The sequence below is a fragment of the Thermoleptolyngbya oregonensis NK1-22 genome, assembly GCF_032705245.1.
Lineage (GTDB): Bacteria > Cyanobacteriota > Cyanobacteriia > Elainellales > Elainellaceae > Thermoleptolyngbya > Thermoleptolyngbya sichuanensis.
On sequence record NZ_CP053540.1, the window covers coordinates 731,531 to 749,781 of the forward strand.

An 18,251-nucleotide genomic window follows, 5' to 3' on the forward strand; every position below is an offset into this window, starting at 1 on the left:
GCCCCGCCTTCTATACTCAGGCTACAGTCAGCTAATATTTGACCCATTTCGGTAATGTCTTCTATGACTGACGCGCTCCGTAGAACGCCGCTGTATGATTTGGCGATCGCCCAAAAAGCCCGCATGACCCCGTTTTCGGGCTGGGAGATGCCCGTGCAGTTTGGCGGCATCACACAGGAGCATCAGGCCGTGCGGCAGAGCGTCGGCGTGTTCGACATCTCCCACATGGGCAAGTTTGTGCTGCGTGGCGAGGCAATCTTGACCCAGCTTCAGCGGCTAGTGCCCACGGATCTGGGCGGGCTGCAACCGGGCATGGCACAATACACCGTGCTGCTGAATCCGCAGGGCGGCATCGTAGACGACTTCATTATCTATGCCCAAGGGCCAGACCGGGCAGACCTGATTGTGAACGCGGCGACGACTGAGAAAGACAAGGCATGGCTATTGGCGCATCTTTCAGGGGTGGAATTAGAGGATTGGTCGGGCGATCGCGCTTTACTGGCCGTCCAGGGGCCCGATGCCGTCGTCACGCTGCAAAAGTTTGTCGAAGAAGATTTATCTAATGTGCCGAAATTCGGGCATCTCGAAGGCCATGTTTTAGGAAAGCCAGGGTTTATGGCGCGGACGGGCTATACGGGCGAAGACGGCTTTGAGGTGATGGTGGAGCCAGAAACAGGACGCGAATTGTGGCGATCGCTCCTCGATGCGGGCGCAGTGCCCTGCGGACTGGGGGCCCGCGATACGCTGCGGCTAGAGGCGGCCATGGCGCTCTACGGCCAGGACATCGACGACACCACCACGCCCCTCGAAGCCGGCCTCGGCTGGCTGGTGCATCTCGACAAAGTGCCAGAGTTCATCGGGCGGGATGTCCTTGTGCAGCAAAAGCAGGACGGCGTTTCTCGCAGGCTCATCGGCTTGCAGCTTACGGGTCGCAACATCGCCCGCCACGACTACCCCGTGCTGCACAGCGGCGAACCCATCGGCAAAATTACCAGCGGCACGCTCTCGCCCACGCTGGGCTACCCCATCGCCCTGGCCTATGTCCTCGCCGACCTTGCCAAAATCGGGCAAATCCTGGAAGTCGAAATTCGCGGCAAGAGCTACCCGGCCACCGTCGTCAAGCGACCCTTCTATAAACGTTGAAAAAACTCTGAAAAGACTCTGAAAACGCTGATTTGTAAAAACGCTGATTTGTGAGCGCTAATCAAGCCCCAGCCCTGTCGGAAATCAGACCGACCAACGCCGAAAATTACGGTAATCTTTTCCTGTACGCTTCATCGCGCCCAAACCTATGAGCCTGGAATATCCCGAAGATCTGAAATACACAGATTCTCACGAGTACATCCGCCTGGATGGAGACACCGCCACGATAGGCATCACGGCCTTTGCGGTTGATCAACTTGGCGACATCGTGTTTTTAGAACTGCCCGAAGTTGGCGATGCGCTGGAAAAGGGCGAAACCTTTGGCACTGTGGAATCGGTCAAGGCCGTCGAAGACCTAAAAGCGCCCCTCTCTGGCAAGGTGATCGAGCGCAATGACCCCCTGCTTGACGCGCCAGAGCAGCTTGCCGACGACCCCTACGGCACGGCCTGGCTGCTCAAAGTGGAGGTCAGCGATGGAGCCGAGTTAGACGATGCGCTGTCGATGGAAGAGTATGTGGCGCTGGTGGAGGGAGAGGAGGGGTAACCCATCAATCCGGGAATCCCCTTAGAATGGACAAATATGCGTTGTAAACGCGCATTGCGTAAACGCGCATTGCGTAAACGCGCATTGTAAATATGCGTCGTAAGCACGCATCGTAAAGTAGTAATTCAGGCTAGCTTATGTCGGTTTTGGCGGCGATCGCAGTTCTTGCACTCCTGATCTTTGTTCACGAGCTGGGGCACTTCCTGGCGGCGCGGCTCCAGGGGATTCATGTTAATCGGTTTTCCCTGGGCTTTGGGCCGATCTTGTGGAAGTATCAGGGCCCCGAAACGGAGTATGCGATTCGCGCCATTCCGCTAGGTGGTTTCGTGGGTTTCCCAGACGACGACCCCGACAGCGACATTCCGCCCAACGACCCCAACCTGATGCGGAATCGCGGCGTACTCGATCGGGCGATCGTGATCAGCGCCGGGGTAATTGCGAATCTGCTGTTTGCCTATCTGGTATTCGTTACGCAAGTGGCAGTGGTTGGCGTGCCGCAGGCGTTTAACTACGAACCGGGCGTGCTGATTTCGCAGGTGATGTCTACCGATTCGCCGGCCGCGCTGGCAGGTGTGCAGGATGGCGACATTGTGCTGGCGGTCAATGGGCAAAGCCTGGGCGAAGGCGAAGCCGCTCAGAAAGCGCTGATGGAGGCTATTACTACAAGTCCAAATCGCCCCATTAATCTGACCGTTCAGCGCAATTCGGGTCAGGTCAATCTCAGCGTTACGCCAAAGCCAGATGCCGAAGGCGTGGGCAAGATTGGCGTAATGCTAAACCCGAATGGCAAGGTTGAGTTTCGCCGTCCAAATGGACTCTTCGAGGTGTTCAGCCTTGCCGCCAGAGAGTTTCAGAATGAGTTCTTGAAGATAGTTCGGGGCTTTGTCTCGCTGATTACGAACTTCTCGTCGGTGTCAGGGCAGGTGGCTGGCCCGGTCAAGATTGTGGAGCAGGGCGCAAACCTAGCGGCAAACGACTGGATCAACCTGTTCCCGTTCACGGCCATCATCAGCATCAATCTGGCAATTATTAACATTCTGCCGCTGCCTGCGCTGGATGGCGGACAGTTGGCGTTCCTGCTGATCGAGGCGCTGCGCGGGAAACCGCTGCCCACTCGCTTTCAGGAGAGCGTCATGCAGACGGGATTGATGCTGCTGCTGGGGCTGGGCGTGTTTCTGATTGTGCGAGACACTACCCAACTGTCCTTTTTCAGAAATTTGCTTCAGTAGTTTGCTTCAGTGACCTGCGTCGGGAGCGTGCTTTAGACAAGCTTTAGACAAGCTTTGGACAGGCCTTAGACAAGGAAGAGATTGCGTGCCAAGACGGGTGGGACAGAAGCAACGGGCCCTGGAAATTCGGGCGCTGGAGATTTTGGAGCGGCTAAAGCGGCTTTATCCGAATGCGACCTGCTCGCTAGATTATGAAACGCCCGTGCAGTTGCTCGTAGCCACAATCCTGTCGGCCCAGTGTACGGATGAGCGGGTGAATAAGGTAACACCGGAGCTATTTCGCCGCTTCCCGGATGCAGCCTCAATGGCGAGTGCAGACCTGGCAGAGCTTGAGGAACTGGTGCGCTCTACGGGGTTCTATCGCAATAAGGCAAAAAATATCCAGGGAGCCTGTCGCAAAATCGTCACTGATTTTGGGGGACAGGTGCCGCAGACGATGGAGGAACTGCTGACGCTGCCGGGTGTGGCCCGCAAGACTGGAAACGTGGTGCTGGCTCATGCCTTTGGGATTAATGCGGGCGTGACGGTGGATACTCACGTCAAGCGGCTGAGTCAGCGACTTGGGCTGACGACGCATACAGAACCCGTGCAAATTGAGCGCGACCTGATGAAGCTGTTGCCTCAGCCCGACTGGGAAAACTGGTCGATTCGCCTGATTTATCACGGGCGGGCGGTGTGCAACGCGCGGAACCCGGCGTGCGATCGCTGCCAGTTGGTCGATCTCTGCCCCTCCGCCGACCCGACAAACGCTGCGCTGGCGACAACGCCTGCACCTATACAGAAACCTGCGCTCCTCGAACCTTGATTTCATAGCTTTGTGGCCCCTGCTCAAGGCCAAACAAAAAGCTGGGAGTTGATTGGTGAATCGCTCCCAGCTTTATTAGATTCAGGTAAATTCAGCTTGCTTGGGCAGACTCATCAGACTCATCAATGGGAGTCAAATAAATGGGGGTCGAACTCTACCCGCAAGCATGGCTGAGATCTGCAAGTTTGGTTTTGGCAGCAACATCTAGCCGATGCGTTCCACAGCCGTGTTGCTGACACTGGGACAGTTCTGATCGCGAGATATCGCTTCAGCGACAGTCCGTTGCTTCAAACCGTTGCTTCAAACATGCGTACCAAAAGGGGCTTCCCAAACTGCGCCTATTTATATAGACGCTAGCAAAGCAGGGCTACATCCTCTGGTGTTAGCGGGATGCCGTTTGGCTGCGACCGATAACCTCCAGACTGACAGGTGCGATGCCGCTGCCGATCATGCCGATGGCGCGGGCAGCCCCCGCCGATAGGTCAATCACTCGACCCCGTGAGAATGGGCCCCGATCGTTAATGCGAACCACCACCGATTGTCCGGTGTTGAGGTTGGTCACGCGCACCTGGGTTCCAAAGGGCAAATAGCGGTGGGCAGCGGTCATGGCGTTTTGGTTAAACACTTCGCCGCTGGCGCTGCGGTTGCCGTGGAATCCGGGGCCGTACCAGGATGCAATGCCTGATGCAACTCGCGTACTGCCTGTGCGGTTTGCAGGAGACACCGACACACGAACCGCAGGACGGGGACGATCTTGGATATCTTGCAGCGGTGGGGCGCTTCCCAACAAGCGACGAAGACGATTGGTGGCTTGCAGCGCGTCTTCGGCTGGGTTGCGCGTAGTGTCCGGCAAGATGATGTCGGCGTTCATCTCGATTAGCTCTTCACTGCCAACCTGGATGACGTAGCGCTCGCGCTGGGCATCCCAGCGGACGGTAATCGTTTCGGCGCTGGTGCCATCTCGGTAGAGCTGGCGCAATCGAGCGGCGATCGCCCCAGCTCGCTGCATCGGGTCGGCCGACGCGTCCGCCGTTGCACTTGAGCCAGAATCGGGCTGCCCAGGCACCACCGCAGACGCATCTGCTTCGGGTGGGGTTGGGCGCTTGACCGTTTCCGATTCGCCAGTCGCCCTACCTTCAGCCGCGCTGTCTAACGCGCTTGCTGTAGAAACCGATGATGGATCGGGCTGGGTGACGGCACCCAAAAACGTGAAGACAGGAATGCTCTGAATACGGAGCGTGGCTGATGAGCGGTTGTTCACCTCATGCGGAATGATGGTGACCGTCAAGTCTTCAGCGGTATCTGTTTCTTCCTGGTCTTGATACTCGCCCACCTTGCGGACTTCGCCGAGGGCGGCAGCAATCCGACGAGTGGACGGGGTTTCCGAAATAGCTCCGGGCCGGACTGTATCTGTTTCCGAGGCGCTACCCACGGGTGCAGATAGTGGCGCAGGGGAACCTAGCTCGGCTGAGGCATCCAGGGAGGGAACCTTTTCCTGGGAAACCTCGTCACCCTCGCTAGCGAGATCTGTCTGTGCGTCTGCAAAGGCAGCCGAGACAGGTGCTAGAGCAGTGAACAGGAAGGCGGCAGTCGTGAGGCCGCTCCAAAGTTTCTGAGACATACACTCCATAGTGAAGGACATGGTGAGCCGAGACCCTGAACCAGCTTTGGGATGGCGATCGCCGCAAAAATACTCTGACGGCCGTCCATCACGCCAAGCACACTAAACACAGACGCATTGACCAGTAGTGAGCCAGCGTCGTATCGGGTTCAATCGGAGCAGATCATCCGCAAAACACCTCAAAAAACTGCACCAGGCAGAAAATCTTTGAGTCGCCTAACGGCTGACCGCCCAACTCGTACTCATTTCGTGTTCAACTTATGGCTGCGGAACTGACTTAGCCTAGCATAGGAAATTTTGCCTGGGGATCAGGGTTCCCCAACATGCGTAGAAAACTTTACACAAGCTTCATACGGATTTGTCGGGTAAATCCTTCGTCCCAAGCGTATTTGAGGTTTTTCTTCCGCAAACTTACTTCACGGAAACTTTATATAATTTTTGTTTTTCTTAGACTTTTCTCCCGTCAATTTCAGCCTTGCAGTTTCGTCCTTTCAACCTCAGCCTTGTTCCGTTGAACCGAGCAATCCAAACTTGCAGTGTCTCTAAGGCAATCTATGGGGTAATGCGAAGCGCAGTGAAGGGGAAGAGAGGATTTTTGCGTTCAGTCCGTTGTCCTCTAGCTGTCCCTAATGCCACTTTATTCGATATCAAAAGACTAAAGCTATCATAGTATGGTATCACATTAATGGGTGTTATGCCAAAACGTACCAAGTTCCTCTCCCGCAACCCCGAAAAACCTTCTCCGCGCGATCGCTTTTGGGCCGTCCTGGCAAATACGCCCCGCCTGGTTCAGTTGGTTTGGCAAGCGGCACCCCGGCTACTGCTGCTGCAACTGGGGATCACGCTAAGCAACGCCCTCATCCCCGTCGCCCAGCTTTACATCAGCAAGCTCATCGTCGATCAGGTGGTCTTGGAGCTATCGCAGCCCGGAGTCGATTGGACAGTTTTAGGTCGCTTGGTCGGGCTGGGGCTGGGCATTACGCTGGCGCAAGTTGGTCTTAATCAAGCTGAAACCTACACCACCCAGGTTTTGAATGACCGCTTCACGCTGTATGCCAACCAAATCTTGCTAAAACAGGCAATTCGGCTCGATCTGGCCCACTACGAACTGCCAGAGTTTTACGACACGCTCAACCGTGCCCAGCAAAGCGGCAGCGCCTACCCCGTGCGCGTGTTTGAAACGCTGATTGATCTGGCGGGTCAGTCCATCACCTTTGCGGGTTTGCTATCGCTGCTGGTGGCATTTAATCCGCTGTTGCTGTTGCTGCTGCTGCTGACTTCTATGCCTGCGCTCTGGGTCGGCATTCGCTTTTCGGGGGTGCGCTTTTGGCTGAAGCGTCGCCAGACCGAGAGCGGCCGTTTGGCGGAATATTTGCAGCAGGTGTTGACCACGCAGGAATTTGTCAAAGAGGTGCGCCTGTTTAACTTGGGCGATTACCTGCTGCGCCAGTGGCAAAGTATTCGTCTCCAGTTCAACCGAGAAATGGCCGAAGTGCTGGCGCGAAATGCGTGGCTCCGCTTTGGCGTGGGGCTGATTGCCAATTCGGGCTTTTACGCTGCCTACGCCTGGGTCATTGTGCGGACGGTTCAGGGTGCGATTTCTCTGGGCGATCTGACCATGTACTCGGGTGCGTTTCAGCAGGCGCAGGGCCTGATCCAGGGCATTTTGTTCCAAATCGCATTGATTTATGAATTCAATCTGTACGTGTCCCAGTATTTTGAATTTCTGAACTTGCAGCCCCAGGTTGTGAGTCCATCCGACCCGATTGCGTTTCCCAATCCAATGCGTCGGGGGCTGGAATTAAGGGACGTGAGCTTTCGCTATCCCGGCGCGAGTGAACCCACGCTGCACCGCATTAATCTGACTGTGAAGCCAGGGGAGAGTATTGCGCTGGTGGGCATGAACGGCGCTGGCAAGACAACGCTGCTAAAGCTGCTGACCCGCTTTTATGATGTGGAATCGGGGGAAATCACGATTGACGGCATTCCGCTGACCGCCTTCGACCTGGAAGATCTGCGGCGGAATGTGGGTGTGGTGTTTCAAGACTTTTCGCGCTATCACCTGAGCGTGCAAGACAATATCGGCTTTGGCGACTTGCGCCACCGCGATGACCTGACCCAGATCGAACGAGCCGCCCAAAATGCAGGTGCGACGGGCGTGATTGCTGCCCTCGACCGGGGCTATGAAACGATTTTGGGTAAAACCTTTTCCGATAGCGCGGAGCTTTCGGGCGGGCAATGGCAAAAACTAGGACTGGCTAGAGCATTCATGACTCCTGCTCAAGTCCTAATCCTGGATGAGCCGACGGCGGCGCTAGATGCGATCGCCGAATATGATCTTTTCCAGCGCTTCCGCCAGCTGACGCAGGACAAAATGACCTTCCTGGTTAGCCACCGCTTTTCCACCGTCCGCATGGCCGACCGCATTGTGGTGCTAGAACATGGGCAAATTGCGGAACTAGGCAGCCATGCAGAACTGATGGAGATGGGCGGGAAGTATGCCCAGATGTTTCGGCTGCAAGCATCGAGCTACGCAGGAGTAGGGGAGTGAGGGTTCGCTTGATCGGTAGGGGTTGACTGCCTTGCAGGGATCTAGCCCTCCTTGCTTTGCAGCGGCTCTACCACGCGGGCGATCGCCTCTTTGACGAAGCCCTTCATAAACTCGTCGCGGCGGTTAAGCTGAAACTGTTCCTGCACGACTTCGCTGATGCCGCCGTCGCCCCAGGTCTGGTTGCGGCGAAAGTATTCGATAAAGCTTTTGCCTGCGATGCGAGTCAGGTAGGCGGCGGTCGCTCCCTGGATGGCGCGGCCAATGACAAAGGTTCCGGCGTTGGTTTGCAGCGCCAGCGAAAAAATTTCCACTGCCCCCCGCACCACGCCCAGGCTGATGAGCGTTTTGGCGAGCGATCGCGCCAGTTCTTTGCCCTGGTCAAGATTCATCTCACAGCCATAGACCCGACCTAGTTCCACCACCATTTGCGCGTTGACAGCGGCGGCGGCCAGCAAGTCCACCATTGGCAACGGCGTGATCGACACTACTCCTGCGCTAATCCACTGGAAGCGTTCCACCACTTTTTCTGCCTGGCGCAGCCGCTGCTGGTCGAGAATCTGGCGGGCTTCGTCGCCCAACTGCTGAGATTGCAGCAGGATATTGTCGGCAATCAGGTCTTCGCCCTCTTCGCGCAGCACGGCCGACAGACGGCGCAGCAGCGGCAAAATATCAGGCTGGGGCTGCACTCGTTCGCCGTTGGGCAGGGTAAACGGCTGCGGGCTAGCGGCCACCGCTACGATATCGGCAGGCGACAGCATCGACTGGAGGCGATCGCGCAACTGCTGCAAAATCGCCTGCAAATCTGCATCGCTGTACAAATCTGCTTTGTTCAACACCAAGATCGACCGCTTGCCAATGCTGGAGAGCGATCGCAGCGGGTCATATTCCGATCGGCGCAGGTCGCCGTCGATGACAAACAGCAGCAGGTCGGCGCTGGCTGCCAGTTGTCGCGCCTGCTGTTCACGCGCCGTGCCCGCGATGCCGGCTTCCAAAATGCCTGGGGTGTCGGTGATCCAAATTTCTCGATCGACCCCCCGCAGCAAAAATCGAGCCGTCTTTTCCTGGGTTGTAGTGCCCATTGCTGCCCCGACATCCCCCACACCCAGCCCCAAAATCGCGTTGACCAGCGACGTTTTACCCGCAGATCCTGTCCCAAAGACCACTACCCGAAATTCGCCCCGCGCCATATTTTGCGCGATTTCGCGAGAGCGGTCGATTAGCGCTTGACGAGTCACCTCATCCTGAATCTGCTCGACTTGTTGCTGCACGGCTTGCAGGTTTACTTCGGCAGCTTCGGTGCGGTCGAGGGGCACTTTGACGTGCGATCGCCCCGTTTTTGCCGGCCGCAAGAATAGGTAAGCGTAATAGCCCAACGCTACCAGCAGCCCCACCAGCAGCACTACCACGCTCCCCACCACCAGATTTGCCAACGTCGCCGACGCTGCCGCAAGCTGGGTATAAAGCTGCGTCAGCGACGTGACCAGCCACAGCGCAAACCCCAACCCTATCAAGAGGGCAAGAATGATGAGCAACAAGCGCGATCGCGTCATGGCAGCCAGTGCAAGAAAGACAGCAGCGGAGAATTGAGCGAAGTGGCGAAAATTGCGCCCGGTAGACCCTTCAGGGTGTCTTGATTCTAGCCTCCGGGGGGGTGCAGCGAGGAAATGGCAAATGGCAAACGAGCAACGCCAAGGCGTGGGTTAAGCCCGGCAAAAAAATTGCTGCATGGCCGATACCACGCAGCAAGCTATACCTATGAAACACTCATGAAACCAAGCTCGAATTCAAGTTGCCGACAGAGACTTCCCCGGACGGGGAATAGCCTCTTGGCAAAAGTGTCTGAAGCCAGTGCAGCAAACCAGTGCCTAAATCCTTCACAGACTCAAAGCCAAAGACTCAGAGCTACAGGCTGACGGAAACAGACTACACCTATGAAAAAACTCCAGAAGACCTGAAGTTGAAAACCCATCTATAGGTATAGAGAGAATTAAGAACTAGAAGAACCTACATTCCACCGTTGCGGGGTCGTCCGCCACCGCCACCGCCGCCTTCGCGGGGCTTGGCCTTGTTGACTCGAATCTCACGACCGAGCCACTCAGCACCGTCTAGATCGGCGATCGCCTTGTCTTCCTGCTCCTCGTCTTCCATTTCTACAAAAGCAAAACCTCTTTTTCTGCCAGTTTCGCGGTCGGTCGGCAAGCTAACGCGACTCACCTTCCCATACTCAGCAAACACTTCACGCAAATCTTCTTCGGTAGCCTGAAAAGACAGGTTTCCAACGTAAATAGTCACAATCCTCTCCAAACCTAATAACGCGGGGGGGCTCGTTCGATGGATAAACCCGCAACAGCCAATGCTGACACGCCTTAGTCTTCCATTAATCGAACGCTACTTCGCTGTCATCATAGCTGATCTATTAGTAAATGGCAGTAGCATGTCAGCAAAACGTATATATCTTTTGCCAAAAATTCCTAATGGGTGCTATGAGTACAATGCCACTTTGTTTTTATCAGACTCTAGGAGTTGGGTCGGGCTTGCCTTGCATTGGCTACAGTCCTCTATCAGTAGGGCTTATGAAGATGTTACAGAAAGTTTTTCCTTGCCAAATTGGGCGATCGCATTTTGTATTCTAGGTAACATTAGAAACCGTCAAACTTTGGAAATTGCTTGACAAATCAGGGCTGATTCTTTGTCGAGTGATGTAATCTTAGAACCCAGCTTCAACCCCGTTTCCCAGTTTTTCCGCTCGGCTAACCTGGCTAGGCGTTCGGGTGGGCGATCGCCGTTTCTGCCACTGTCTTGTTACCGCCTTATCTCCCGCCTAAATCTGTATCAGATCGGGATAGCTAGCCAGAAGTTCATCGCGGCTGAGACTAGAAGACTCGTCCTGCGGGGCCCATAGCAACTCATAGATCAGCAGGTAACTGGGCGGCAGGCTGCCCAGGCGGCGTAGCGCAGCCGCTAGGGCTTCGGTCGAGCGGATTTCGCCAAACAAGGGGCGATCGTCTGCGGTGCCCACCAGCAGCGTCACCACGATATAGGCAGCGGGATCGCTATCAAGCGGCTGGGACGTGGACTGCTGGCGCACGCGCCCGCCAATGTTCACCAGCGTTTCGGCGCTCAGTTTACTCCGCTCAGCCAGCGACAGTTGCTCAAACAGGCGCGACCCCGCTTCTCGGCTCTGGACGGTTTGAGAGGTGGCGCGAACGTGCGTCCAATATTCGGGCGATCGCAGCAGCGCCAGCACCGTTTCTCGCAGCAGTTCTGACAAGCTCTCCTGATTGCCCCAGTTGGCCTGTTGCGCCAGCGCATTTAGGTCTCGCTGCAAGTCCCGTGCCCCCGCCAGCAGCCCGATTTGAATTTGGGACACCGTTACGATGTCGTTGTATAGCTCACGGGCTGACCCGGCTGGGGCGGCCGTGCTGCTGCCGCTCGATCCTGCCCGCACATAGTTCAGCACCACAGGCAGCAGCGCAAATCCGACGATCGCCAGAATAAACACAAAGCCCAGGTCAAACCCGCCGCCGCCCACAGGCACGACCACCGTTGGCGATGGGCGATAGCCATAGTCGGGAATCGGCACAAACACGGGCCCCGGAATGGGCGTGGGATAGTAGCCGCCGCTGGAGGGCGATCGCGGCATGGGGCGAGGCGCAGAAGGGGCAGGCGACGACCCAAATCCGCCACCCCGGGCCCGTCCACCTGCCACCGCTCCTTCCATGAGTGCCTCTGCGGTCAGCGCCGACCCGCTCGATTCCACCTGACTCAGCGCAGGCGGGTGGAGTATCTGACTGTGGGCATAGCGCGGATGGGGACGGCTAACGCTGTAGAGAAAGGCGACACTAACGACCAAAAGCAGGGCAATGGTCAATAACAGGGCACGCAGAGGACGATGCTGCTGCATGGCAAATCTCCGGGAAATCGAGCAATTTCGAGGCTCTGGGGCATTGGAACTGGAGCATGGCTAGAATAGCACGCCCTCTATTCTGGCTGGTGTGCCCCCGGACTGAACTACAGCAAACTACAGCATTTGTAATAGATGTAATAGATCCCCTGGGAATGGGCTTGGGAATTAGCGAACTAGATGGGCGATCGCCCCTAGCAGCCGCTCAATTTCCGACTCTAGCGTGAAATAGTGAACACAGGCGCGAATGCAATCCGGATACAGCAGCGTTCTCAGCAGGAATCCATTTTGCTCCAAAGTCTGAACTGCCTGAGCATGGCCACCGTTTGCAAGCTGAAACGAAACCAGACCTGCTTCTGGGGGTGCAGTCCGCAGGCAGGAAACCTGCGGCAGTTTGGCCAGACCTTCCCACAGGAGCCGACTGAGATGACAGATGCGACGATAGCGATCAGCAGCGCTGCCCCAGCGTTGGTGAGTGGCGATCGCCTCACTCATCGCTCCATACAGGGGAACATCCGAAGTCGCCACTTCAAACCGCCGCCCGTCCGGCAGCCAGCCGGTGGGGTTGCCCTGTGCATCTTTCGTCACGCCGCGCCAGCCGATGAAGGTGGGGTGCAGGTCGGCCAGCGCGTTGGGTGAAACGTATAGTCCTCCTATCCCTGCTGGGCCGCACAGCCACTTGTGCCCCGTAAAGGCGTAAAAATCAGCGGCGATCGCCCCCAAGTCCAGCGGCAACACACCGACGGACTGCGCCGCATCCACCAGCACGCGCACCTGCCCGTGCCGCCCTGCATAGCCATGACACAGGGCCACAATCTCTGCCAGTGGCAACACCTGACCCGTGTTCCACAAAATGTGGCTGATCACAACCAGTCGCGTTTCGGGGCGGAGGTGTTGGGCGATCGCCTGCACCGGATCGCCATCATTGAGGGTAGACAGCAGCGGGCAGATCGACACTGCCAGGTCAAACCGTCGGGCCAGTTCCCGCACAATGCCCACCACGCCGGGATGCTCACAGTCCGACAGCAAGATGTGGTCGCCTGCCTGCCAGTCCAGCCCCCACAGGGCAATGTTGCAGCCGACGGTCACATTTTCAGTCAGCGTGAGCGTGGTGGGGGAAATCTGGAGTTCAGCGGCGATCGCCCCCCGCACCTGCTGCATTTGCTGATGGGCCCAGCCATTGACCGTATTGGAAAATGGCCCGTGGGTCTGCATATATTCATGCCCAGACGAAATTGCGGCGATCGCCCCCTGAGGCATTGGGCCCTGTCCGCCATAGTTGAAATAGGACTGGGTAGACAATGCTGGAAACTGCTGCCGATGTTGTGCTAGAGACGAGTCCAGATTCAGCATTTCAGTTGTGTTGAGAGCCTTTTGAAAGTCTTTTGAAAGTCTTTTGTATATCTTTTGTCAAAGACTAGGACTGGAAAAAACGAAGGCGTGAGAGTCACCCTCCCACGCCCAAGCGCATCTTCAAAACTATAATGACTTCACTAGTCATGCAACTATGCCTGCGATCGCCGTGTTCTAGCCATCGCGATCGGCCATCCAAAAATCTGCTTTTAGGGCAACCGATAACCTCTACAAGTTCTTACCGATGCTTGAGAGGATTTTACACTCCAGGATGTGCTTTTAGGCTGACTGAAGGGACGCTTTTTCCTAGTGCGAAACCTGGAAAAAAGAGTGCTAGAGCCTGTCCTAACCCTGGTTTCGATAGCGTTCTTCTGGCTGATATTGCCGACAAAGGCATCGCTCTAGATGCTGAACTCGATAAAAGCGTGAGAATCGATGAATGTCTAAGATAATGGGACTATTCCGATCGAATACGCGCTGATTCAGGTAATGCCAGAGAACGGAGGAGAAGAAAGATCTGGAAGTCATAGGTCGGCAAACAGCTAAAAGAACTAGGGGTTTAGCAGACGAATGGAGAAACGTCAGGGAATAACGTCACCGAGGGAAAGTTCACCAGACCGCATTCGGCAACCTGTGGTCAACACTGGAACTGCGACGGTCTAGCGGTTCTAGGGCAGAAAACAATTGCCTATCTGGTGCCTATCTGGTGATTGAGCGTTGCATACTTTAAGCGTTCCCACATCACTGGAGGAATCTCCCACGTCACAGAAGTTCACAAGTGGGTACTTGTTTTCGTGCGATCGCAGTAAAAATCAGCCTGGCTATTCCATCTGCACGGCCTGCTAGAACTGGGTTCCAGCCCTCCGACAAACCGTTGCGCTGAATAGCCTTGGCGCACCCATCCTCCACCATGTAAATCTTAAAGAAGCCTTAAGACTCAATAAAACTGTCGCCAGACGGAGAATGCCTATCCCTTCAGTTACCTTTTCATCAGCTTAGGAGAGATTTCGGGACGGGACAGGGACAGATCTTTCACCGTCCGCTGGCTACCACTTGCCATCGCTTTCGCTATACACTGGGGCTTCTGCCAACGATTTTGTGAATTTTCATGTATGTTCATTTTGTTGATTGGCTTGGATCGGCTTTGATTGGCTTTGATTCGCTAGATCGTCCCTGCGTTGATCTGAACTTGTTTCTAAAGCAACCGACTTGTTTCTAAAGCAGCCTATGACCCAGCTTCCAGATTCTCTAGATGAGGCGATCGCCCAGGCGGTGCAATCGACCGAAGCCGCGATCGCCGACGGGCTGACTCGCCTTCAGGTAGAGCTATTGTTTCCCGAATTGCCTCTGATGCCTGTGGCGCAAGCGTTTGTGGCGGGTTTTACAGAACGGGGCAGCGGGCTACGGGTGTTTTTCCCCGATGCAGGGGCGGCTGCCCTGGCCCGGCGCGATTGGGGCGAGGTTCCCTACGCGGTTCGTGGCATTGAGGATGTAAAAACCGAGATTCAGCCGGAGGAAACGCTGATTCTCTTTATTCAGCCGTCTTCGGTGGAGGTGGGGAAGGTCGAGGCGCTGTGTCAGCAGGCGGGCGATCGCCCGGTGGTGTTCTTCAACCCCCGGCTAGAGGATGTGGCAACCATCGGCATTGGCTATGCCGGACGGCAACTCCGGGATCGCTTCCTGAACCAGTTCCTGCCCTGCTACTCGATTCGTCCGCTAGAGAACGCCGCCGTGTTTCGTGCTTATCCCGCACTGTGGCAGGTTTGGCTAGAGCAGGACGAGACGTATCAGCTTGTGGCTGAAGAGGCGCAGCGCCCCGCCGGAGATGCGCTAGACACGATTCTGCTGCGAGCGATGGGGCAGGAACCCAGTTCGCCCGTCCCCAATCGGGGGGTGTTTGCGGAGTTGCAGCGGTTTTTGCGGGCCCTGAGTCAGTAGCGCCTCTGGAAATCACTAGGCAAGCTTTACGGGAACTTGTCAAAAAATTCACGGGCGATCGCGGCGAAAGATTAGCCTCTCTGGGCATAATGAAAGAAATACCCCCATTTTCCACCCATTTGGGATGCGCTGGGTATCGCTCTGATAGCAGCCTCACTCATCAGAGCGAGTCAAAAATTCCTTGCCCATCTCTGGCTCAGTTCTGGTTTAGTTTAAGTCTGTGAATCGCTGTGATACGAAGGCTGGGCGGAGTGCTGATCTGCTGAGGAGGTTTCAGGCTCCGGAGGAAGATCGGTTTAGGCTGTATCTGTTCTTTATGGAGCGTTTTTAGAGTTTCTTGCTTGCCTCGCTGAATCACTTGGGTCAGATGAATATTGAGTCAAGGCGAGGGGTTCTCACCGTTTAGCGCGTTCAGCATTGCCATCAGGGTGTATCAGCGTGTATCAGGCGAATTCGAGCCTTGGTTTGAGCTTTGGGTGGTCTAGCCAATAGATTAGGAAGGTTTGCGGTGGGCAATCGGCGCATTTTTATTGGAGACGTACACGGGCACTATGATGGCTTGATGCGCCTGCTAGAGGTGATTGCCCCAGGCGCAAGAGATCAGGTCTACTTTCTTGGAGATCTGATCGATCGAGGGCCCAAAAGCGCGCAGGTGGTTTCCTTTGTGCGGCAGCAGGGCTACGTTTCGCTGCTGGGAAACCACGAGCAAATGCTGCTGGAGGTCATGCCCCACGGCAAGCTCTCCTACCAGGCGCTACAGGCGTGGCTATTTAGCGGTGGACAGACCACGATGCAGAGCTATGGCAAGTCTGACGACCTGCTGATGGAACATGTGACCTGGATGCGATCGCTCCCCACGCACCTCGACTTGGGCGACATCTGGCTGTCTCATGCGGGAATGCACCCCGCCCTGTCCGTTGCCGACCATACTGCCCAAGAATATTGCTGGGTGCGCGACGAGTTTCATAGCATGACCCGTCCCTATTTCCCCGACAAGCTCATTATTACTGGGCACACGATTACCTTTACGTTGCCCAACGTGCCGCCAGGGGCGATCGCCCAGGGGCAGGGCTGGCTTGATATCGACACTGGAGCCTACCATCCCCGCAGCGGCTGGCTCACCGGGCTGGATCATACCCACCAGCGGGTGTACCAGGTCAACGTGCAAACTCAGGAATCGCGAGTGCTGCCCCTGGCGGAAGCCTCTGTGCAAATTGACCCAGCCCGCGTGATGGCTCGCCGCCGCCAGCCGATGCCCCTATAGACGCTGACTAAGCCTGTATAGCGCCGCTGTGTAGCCCGTCCTTTGTAGCCCGAAGCCAGTAGCATTTTGCAAGCCTCGCCTGTCTGGAATTTCCGTAGGACTTACGCAGTTGGACAATTTCTCGCGGGCTGCGCCCGCGAGAAATTGTCCAAAACCCAGAGAGCTTATCGCAAGTGCGTAAGTCCTGTTTCGATTTGGGACAATCTCGGTGTCCGAGGGCGTGCCAATGTTGCGATAATGCTGGCATGTCTATTCTGAGTCACTCCGGTGCCAAAGCCAGTGCCTATCCCATCCGGCAAGATTGGGTCTGGATAACCGCGTTGCTCATCGTAGCGCTGCTGCTGATGACGGTCAACCTGGGTGGTGTGCCGCTGCGCGATTGGGACGAAGGCACCGTTGCACAAGTGGCGCGGGAGATTTGGCGATCGCCCCCAGAAGCACGGGCCTGGCTGTTTCCAACTCTGGGCGGTGAACCTTACCTGAATAAGCCGCCGCTGATGCACTGCCTGATGGCGATTGCCTATGGCATCGGCGGGGTTAATGAGTGGACTTCGCGGCTACCGGGGGCGATCCTGACCGCGCTCTCGGTTCCGCTGCTATACGCCATTGGGCGCGAACTGTTTCCTGGTCGCTTGCCCTCGCTGCTGTCGGCGCTGGTGTATCTTACCTGGCTGCCCGTTGTTCGCAACGGTCGGCTGGCCATGCTGGACGGGGCGGTGCTGTGCTGGCTGCTGCTGCTGGTGTGGTGCGGGTTGCGATCGCGTCGAGACACGCGCTTTGCCCTGGGGATCGGCCTCAGCTTGGGGCTGATTTGCCTGACCAAAGGACTGATGCTAGGGCTGCTGCTGGGGAGTATTCTGCTCGTTTTCTTGATTTGGGACACGCCGCGTCTGTTGCAGCAGCCCTATCTGTGGGCGGGTATTGCCCTGGGCAGCGCTCCGGTCGCCTTCTGGTATGCAGCCCAGTGGGGGCACTATGGCAGGGAGTTTCTGGGGCGAAACCTGGTGCAGCAGTCCGCCAGCCGCATCTGGAAGCCCGTCGAGCAAAATGACGGCCCGCCCTGGTATTACCTCCTAGAAATTGTGAAGTATGGCGTGCCGTGGGTGGTGTTTTTGCCAGCGGGGATTCGCCTAGCGCAGAATAATCTGATTTTTGGCTGGGCAAAGCTGGCGCTGGTGTGGAGCGGTCTCTATTTTGCCGCCATTTCCCTCATGTCTACTAAGCTGCCGTGGTACGTGCTGCCGCTGTATCCGGCGCTGGCGCTGCTGGTGGGGGGCAAACTGGCTGACCTGTGGCGGGAGGGACGGCAGGTGGGCGTGCGGCAAATGCCGGGAGAGGGCTATTCGCCTCTCTGGTGGCAAGTTTTGGGCGGGCTGGGGCTGTTGGGCTGGATTGGGGCGGTGTATCTGGGATGGATTCAGCAGCCGCGCGAGGTGGATGTGGGGATTGTGATGGCTACGCTAGCGGCGGCGCTCACGGTGGCGGCGGTGCTGGTAAGGCGGCAAAATCCGCAGTTTATCGGCGTGCTGATCTGGGGGATGTACCTGTCGCTGCTGCTGCTCATGCTGACTCCCCACTGGCTGTGGGAGTTGGCAGAGGCGTTTCCGGTTCAGCCTGTGGCGGCGCTGGTGCGATCGCACACCCCGGCTGGAGAAACGGTTTATAGCTCCTATGGCGATCGCCGCCCGTCTTTGGAGTTTTATAGCGATCGCCGGGTTTTGCCGGCCAATGCCGAGCGGCTGCAAAAGCTATGGACGAACGAACCGCAGGTTTATCTACTGCTAGACGAGGCGGCGCTGAAGTCTTTGGAATTGCCCCAGAAACGGGTTTTGGGGCAGGCAGAGGGATTTACGCTAGTGCAGCGGGTGCGCCCGCCCGCGCAAACGCCGCCCCTATGAT

The 18,251-nt window shown here is 56.6% G+C and carries 13 protein-coding genes; 8 read left to right on the forward strand and 5 right to left on the reverse strand.

What is annotated here, in order from left to right; translation table 11 throughout:
* The first annotated feature begins 54 nt into the window (after window positions 1-54).
* From gcvT to nth, 4 genes are all read left to right on the forward strand, one after another.
* Window positions 55-1,143 carry a glycine cleavage system aminomethyltransferase GcvT gene (gene gcvT, locus HNI00_RS03155; protein ID WP_316790614.1) on the forward strand — a complete coding sequence of 363 codons (1,089 nt, stop codon included), beginning with the start codon at window positions 55-57 and terminating at the stop codon, window positions 1,141-1,143.
* A 148-nt stretch (window positions 1,144-1,291) separates the two neighbouring features.
* Window positions 1,292-1,687 carry a glycine cleavage system protein GcvH gene (gene gcvH, locus HNI00_RS03160; RefSeq protein WP_068508687.1) on the forward strand — a complete coding sequence of 132 codons (396 nt, stop codon included), beginning with the start codon at window positions 1,292-1,294 and terminating at the stop codon, window positions 1,685-1,687.
* A gap of 137 nt (window positions 1,688-1,824) precedes the next feature.
* Window positions 1,825-2,916 carry an RIP metalloprotease RseP gene (gene rseP / locus HNI00_RS03165; RefSeq protein WP_316790616.1) on the forward strand — a complete coding sequence of 364 codons (1,092 nt, stop codon included), beginning with the start codon at window positions 1,825-1,827 and terminating at the stop codon, window positions 2,914-2,916.
* 85 nt (window positions 2,917-3,001) lie between these two features.
* Window positions 3,002-3,721, forward strand: a complete 720-nt coding sequence (gene nth / locus HNI00_RS03170) for an endonuclease III (RefSeq protein WP_316790618.1) — start codon at window positions 3,002-3,004, stop codon at window positions 3,719-3,721.
* Window positions 3,722-4,103: 382 nt separating this feature from the next.
* Here the strand turns inward: nth and HNI00_RS03175 are convergent, their stop codons facing one another.
* Window positions 4,104-5,342, reverse strand: coding sequence for a septal ring lytic transglycosylase RlpA family protein (locus HNI00_RS03175; RefSeq protein ID WP_316790620.1), 1,239 nt, complete (start codon window positions 5,340-5,342; stop codon window positions 4,104-4,106).
* A gap of 694 nt (window positions 5,343-6,036) precedes the next feature.
* Here HNI00_RS03175 and HNI00_RS03180 point away from each other — a divergent pair.
* Complete coding sequence (locus tag HNI00_RS03180; protein WP_316790622.1) at window positions 6,037-7,893, forward strand: ABC transporter ATP-binding protein; 1,857 nt, start codon at window positions 6,037-6,039, stop codon at window positions 7,891-7,893.
* A gap of 41 nt (window positions 7,894-7,934) precedes the next feature.
* On the opposite strand, the gene HNI00_RS03185 is transcribed toward HNI00_RS03180, so the two are convergent.
* From HNI00_RS03185 to HNI00_RS03200, 4 genes are all read right to left on the reverse strand, one after another.
* Window positions 7,935-9,443 (reverse strand): YcjF family protein, encoded by a 1,509-nt coding sequence (locus HNI00_RS03185; protein WP_316790624.1) that lies wholly within the window; start codon window positions 9,441-9,443, stop codon window positions 7,935-7,937.
* 454 nt (window positions 9,444-9,897) lie between these two features.
* The gene (locus tag HNI00_RS03190) at window positions 9,898-10,185 is read right to left on the reverse strand and encodes an RNA recognition motif domain-containing protein (protein ID WP_068508672.1); all 288 of its coding nucleotides are present in this window, start codon (window positions 10,183-10,185) and stop codon (window positions 9,898-9,900) included.
* A gap of 529 nt (window positions 10,186-10,714) precedes the next feature.
* Entirely contained in the window at window positions 10,715-11,797 is a 1,083-nt protein-coding gene (locus tag HNI00_RS03195) for a DUF1517 domain-containing protein (protein ID WP_316790626.1), read from the reverse strand.
* A gap of 168 nt (window positions 11,798-11,965) precedes the next feature.
* Entirely contained in the window at window positions 11,966-13,150 is a 1,185-nt protein-coding gene (locus tag HNI00_RS03200) for an aminotransferase class V-fold PLP-dependent enzyme (RefSeq protein WP_316790628.1), read from the reverse strand.
* Window positions 13,151-14,377: 1,227 nt separating this feature from the next.
* On the opposite strand from HNI00_RS03200, the gene HNI00_RS03205 reads away from it, so the two are divergent.
* The 3 genes from HNI00_RS03205 (at window position 14,378) to HNI00_RS03215 (ending at window position 18,250) form a co-directional block, all read left to right on the forward strand.
* Window positions 14,378-15,088 carry a DUF1995 family protein gene (locus tag HNI00_RS03205; RefSeq protein WP_316790630.1) on the forward strand — a complete coding sequence of 237 codons (711 nt, stop codon included), beginning with the start codon at window positions 14,378-14,380 and terminating at the stop codon, window positions 15,086-15,088.
* 508 nt (window positions 15,089-15,596) lie between these two features.
* On the forward strand, window positions 15,597-16,352 hold the full coding sequence (locus tag HNI00_RS03210; RefSeq protein WP_316790632.1) for a metallophosphoesterase: 756 nt from the start codon (window positions 15,597-15,599) through the stop codon (window positions 16,350-16,352).
* Window positions 16,353-16,597: 245 nt separating this feature from the next.
* Window positions 16,598-18,250 (forward strand): ArnT family glycosyltransferase, encoded by a 1,653-nt coding sequence (locus tag HNI00_RS03215; RefSeq protein WP_316790635.1) that lies wholly within the window; start codon window positions 16,598-16,600, stop codon window positions 18,248-18,250.
* Window position 18,251: the final 1 nt, after the last annotated feature.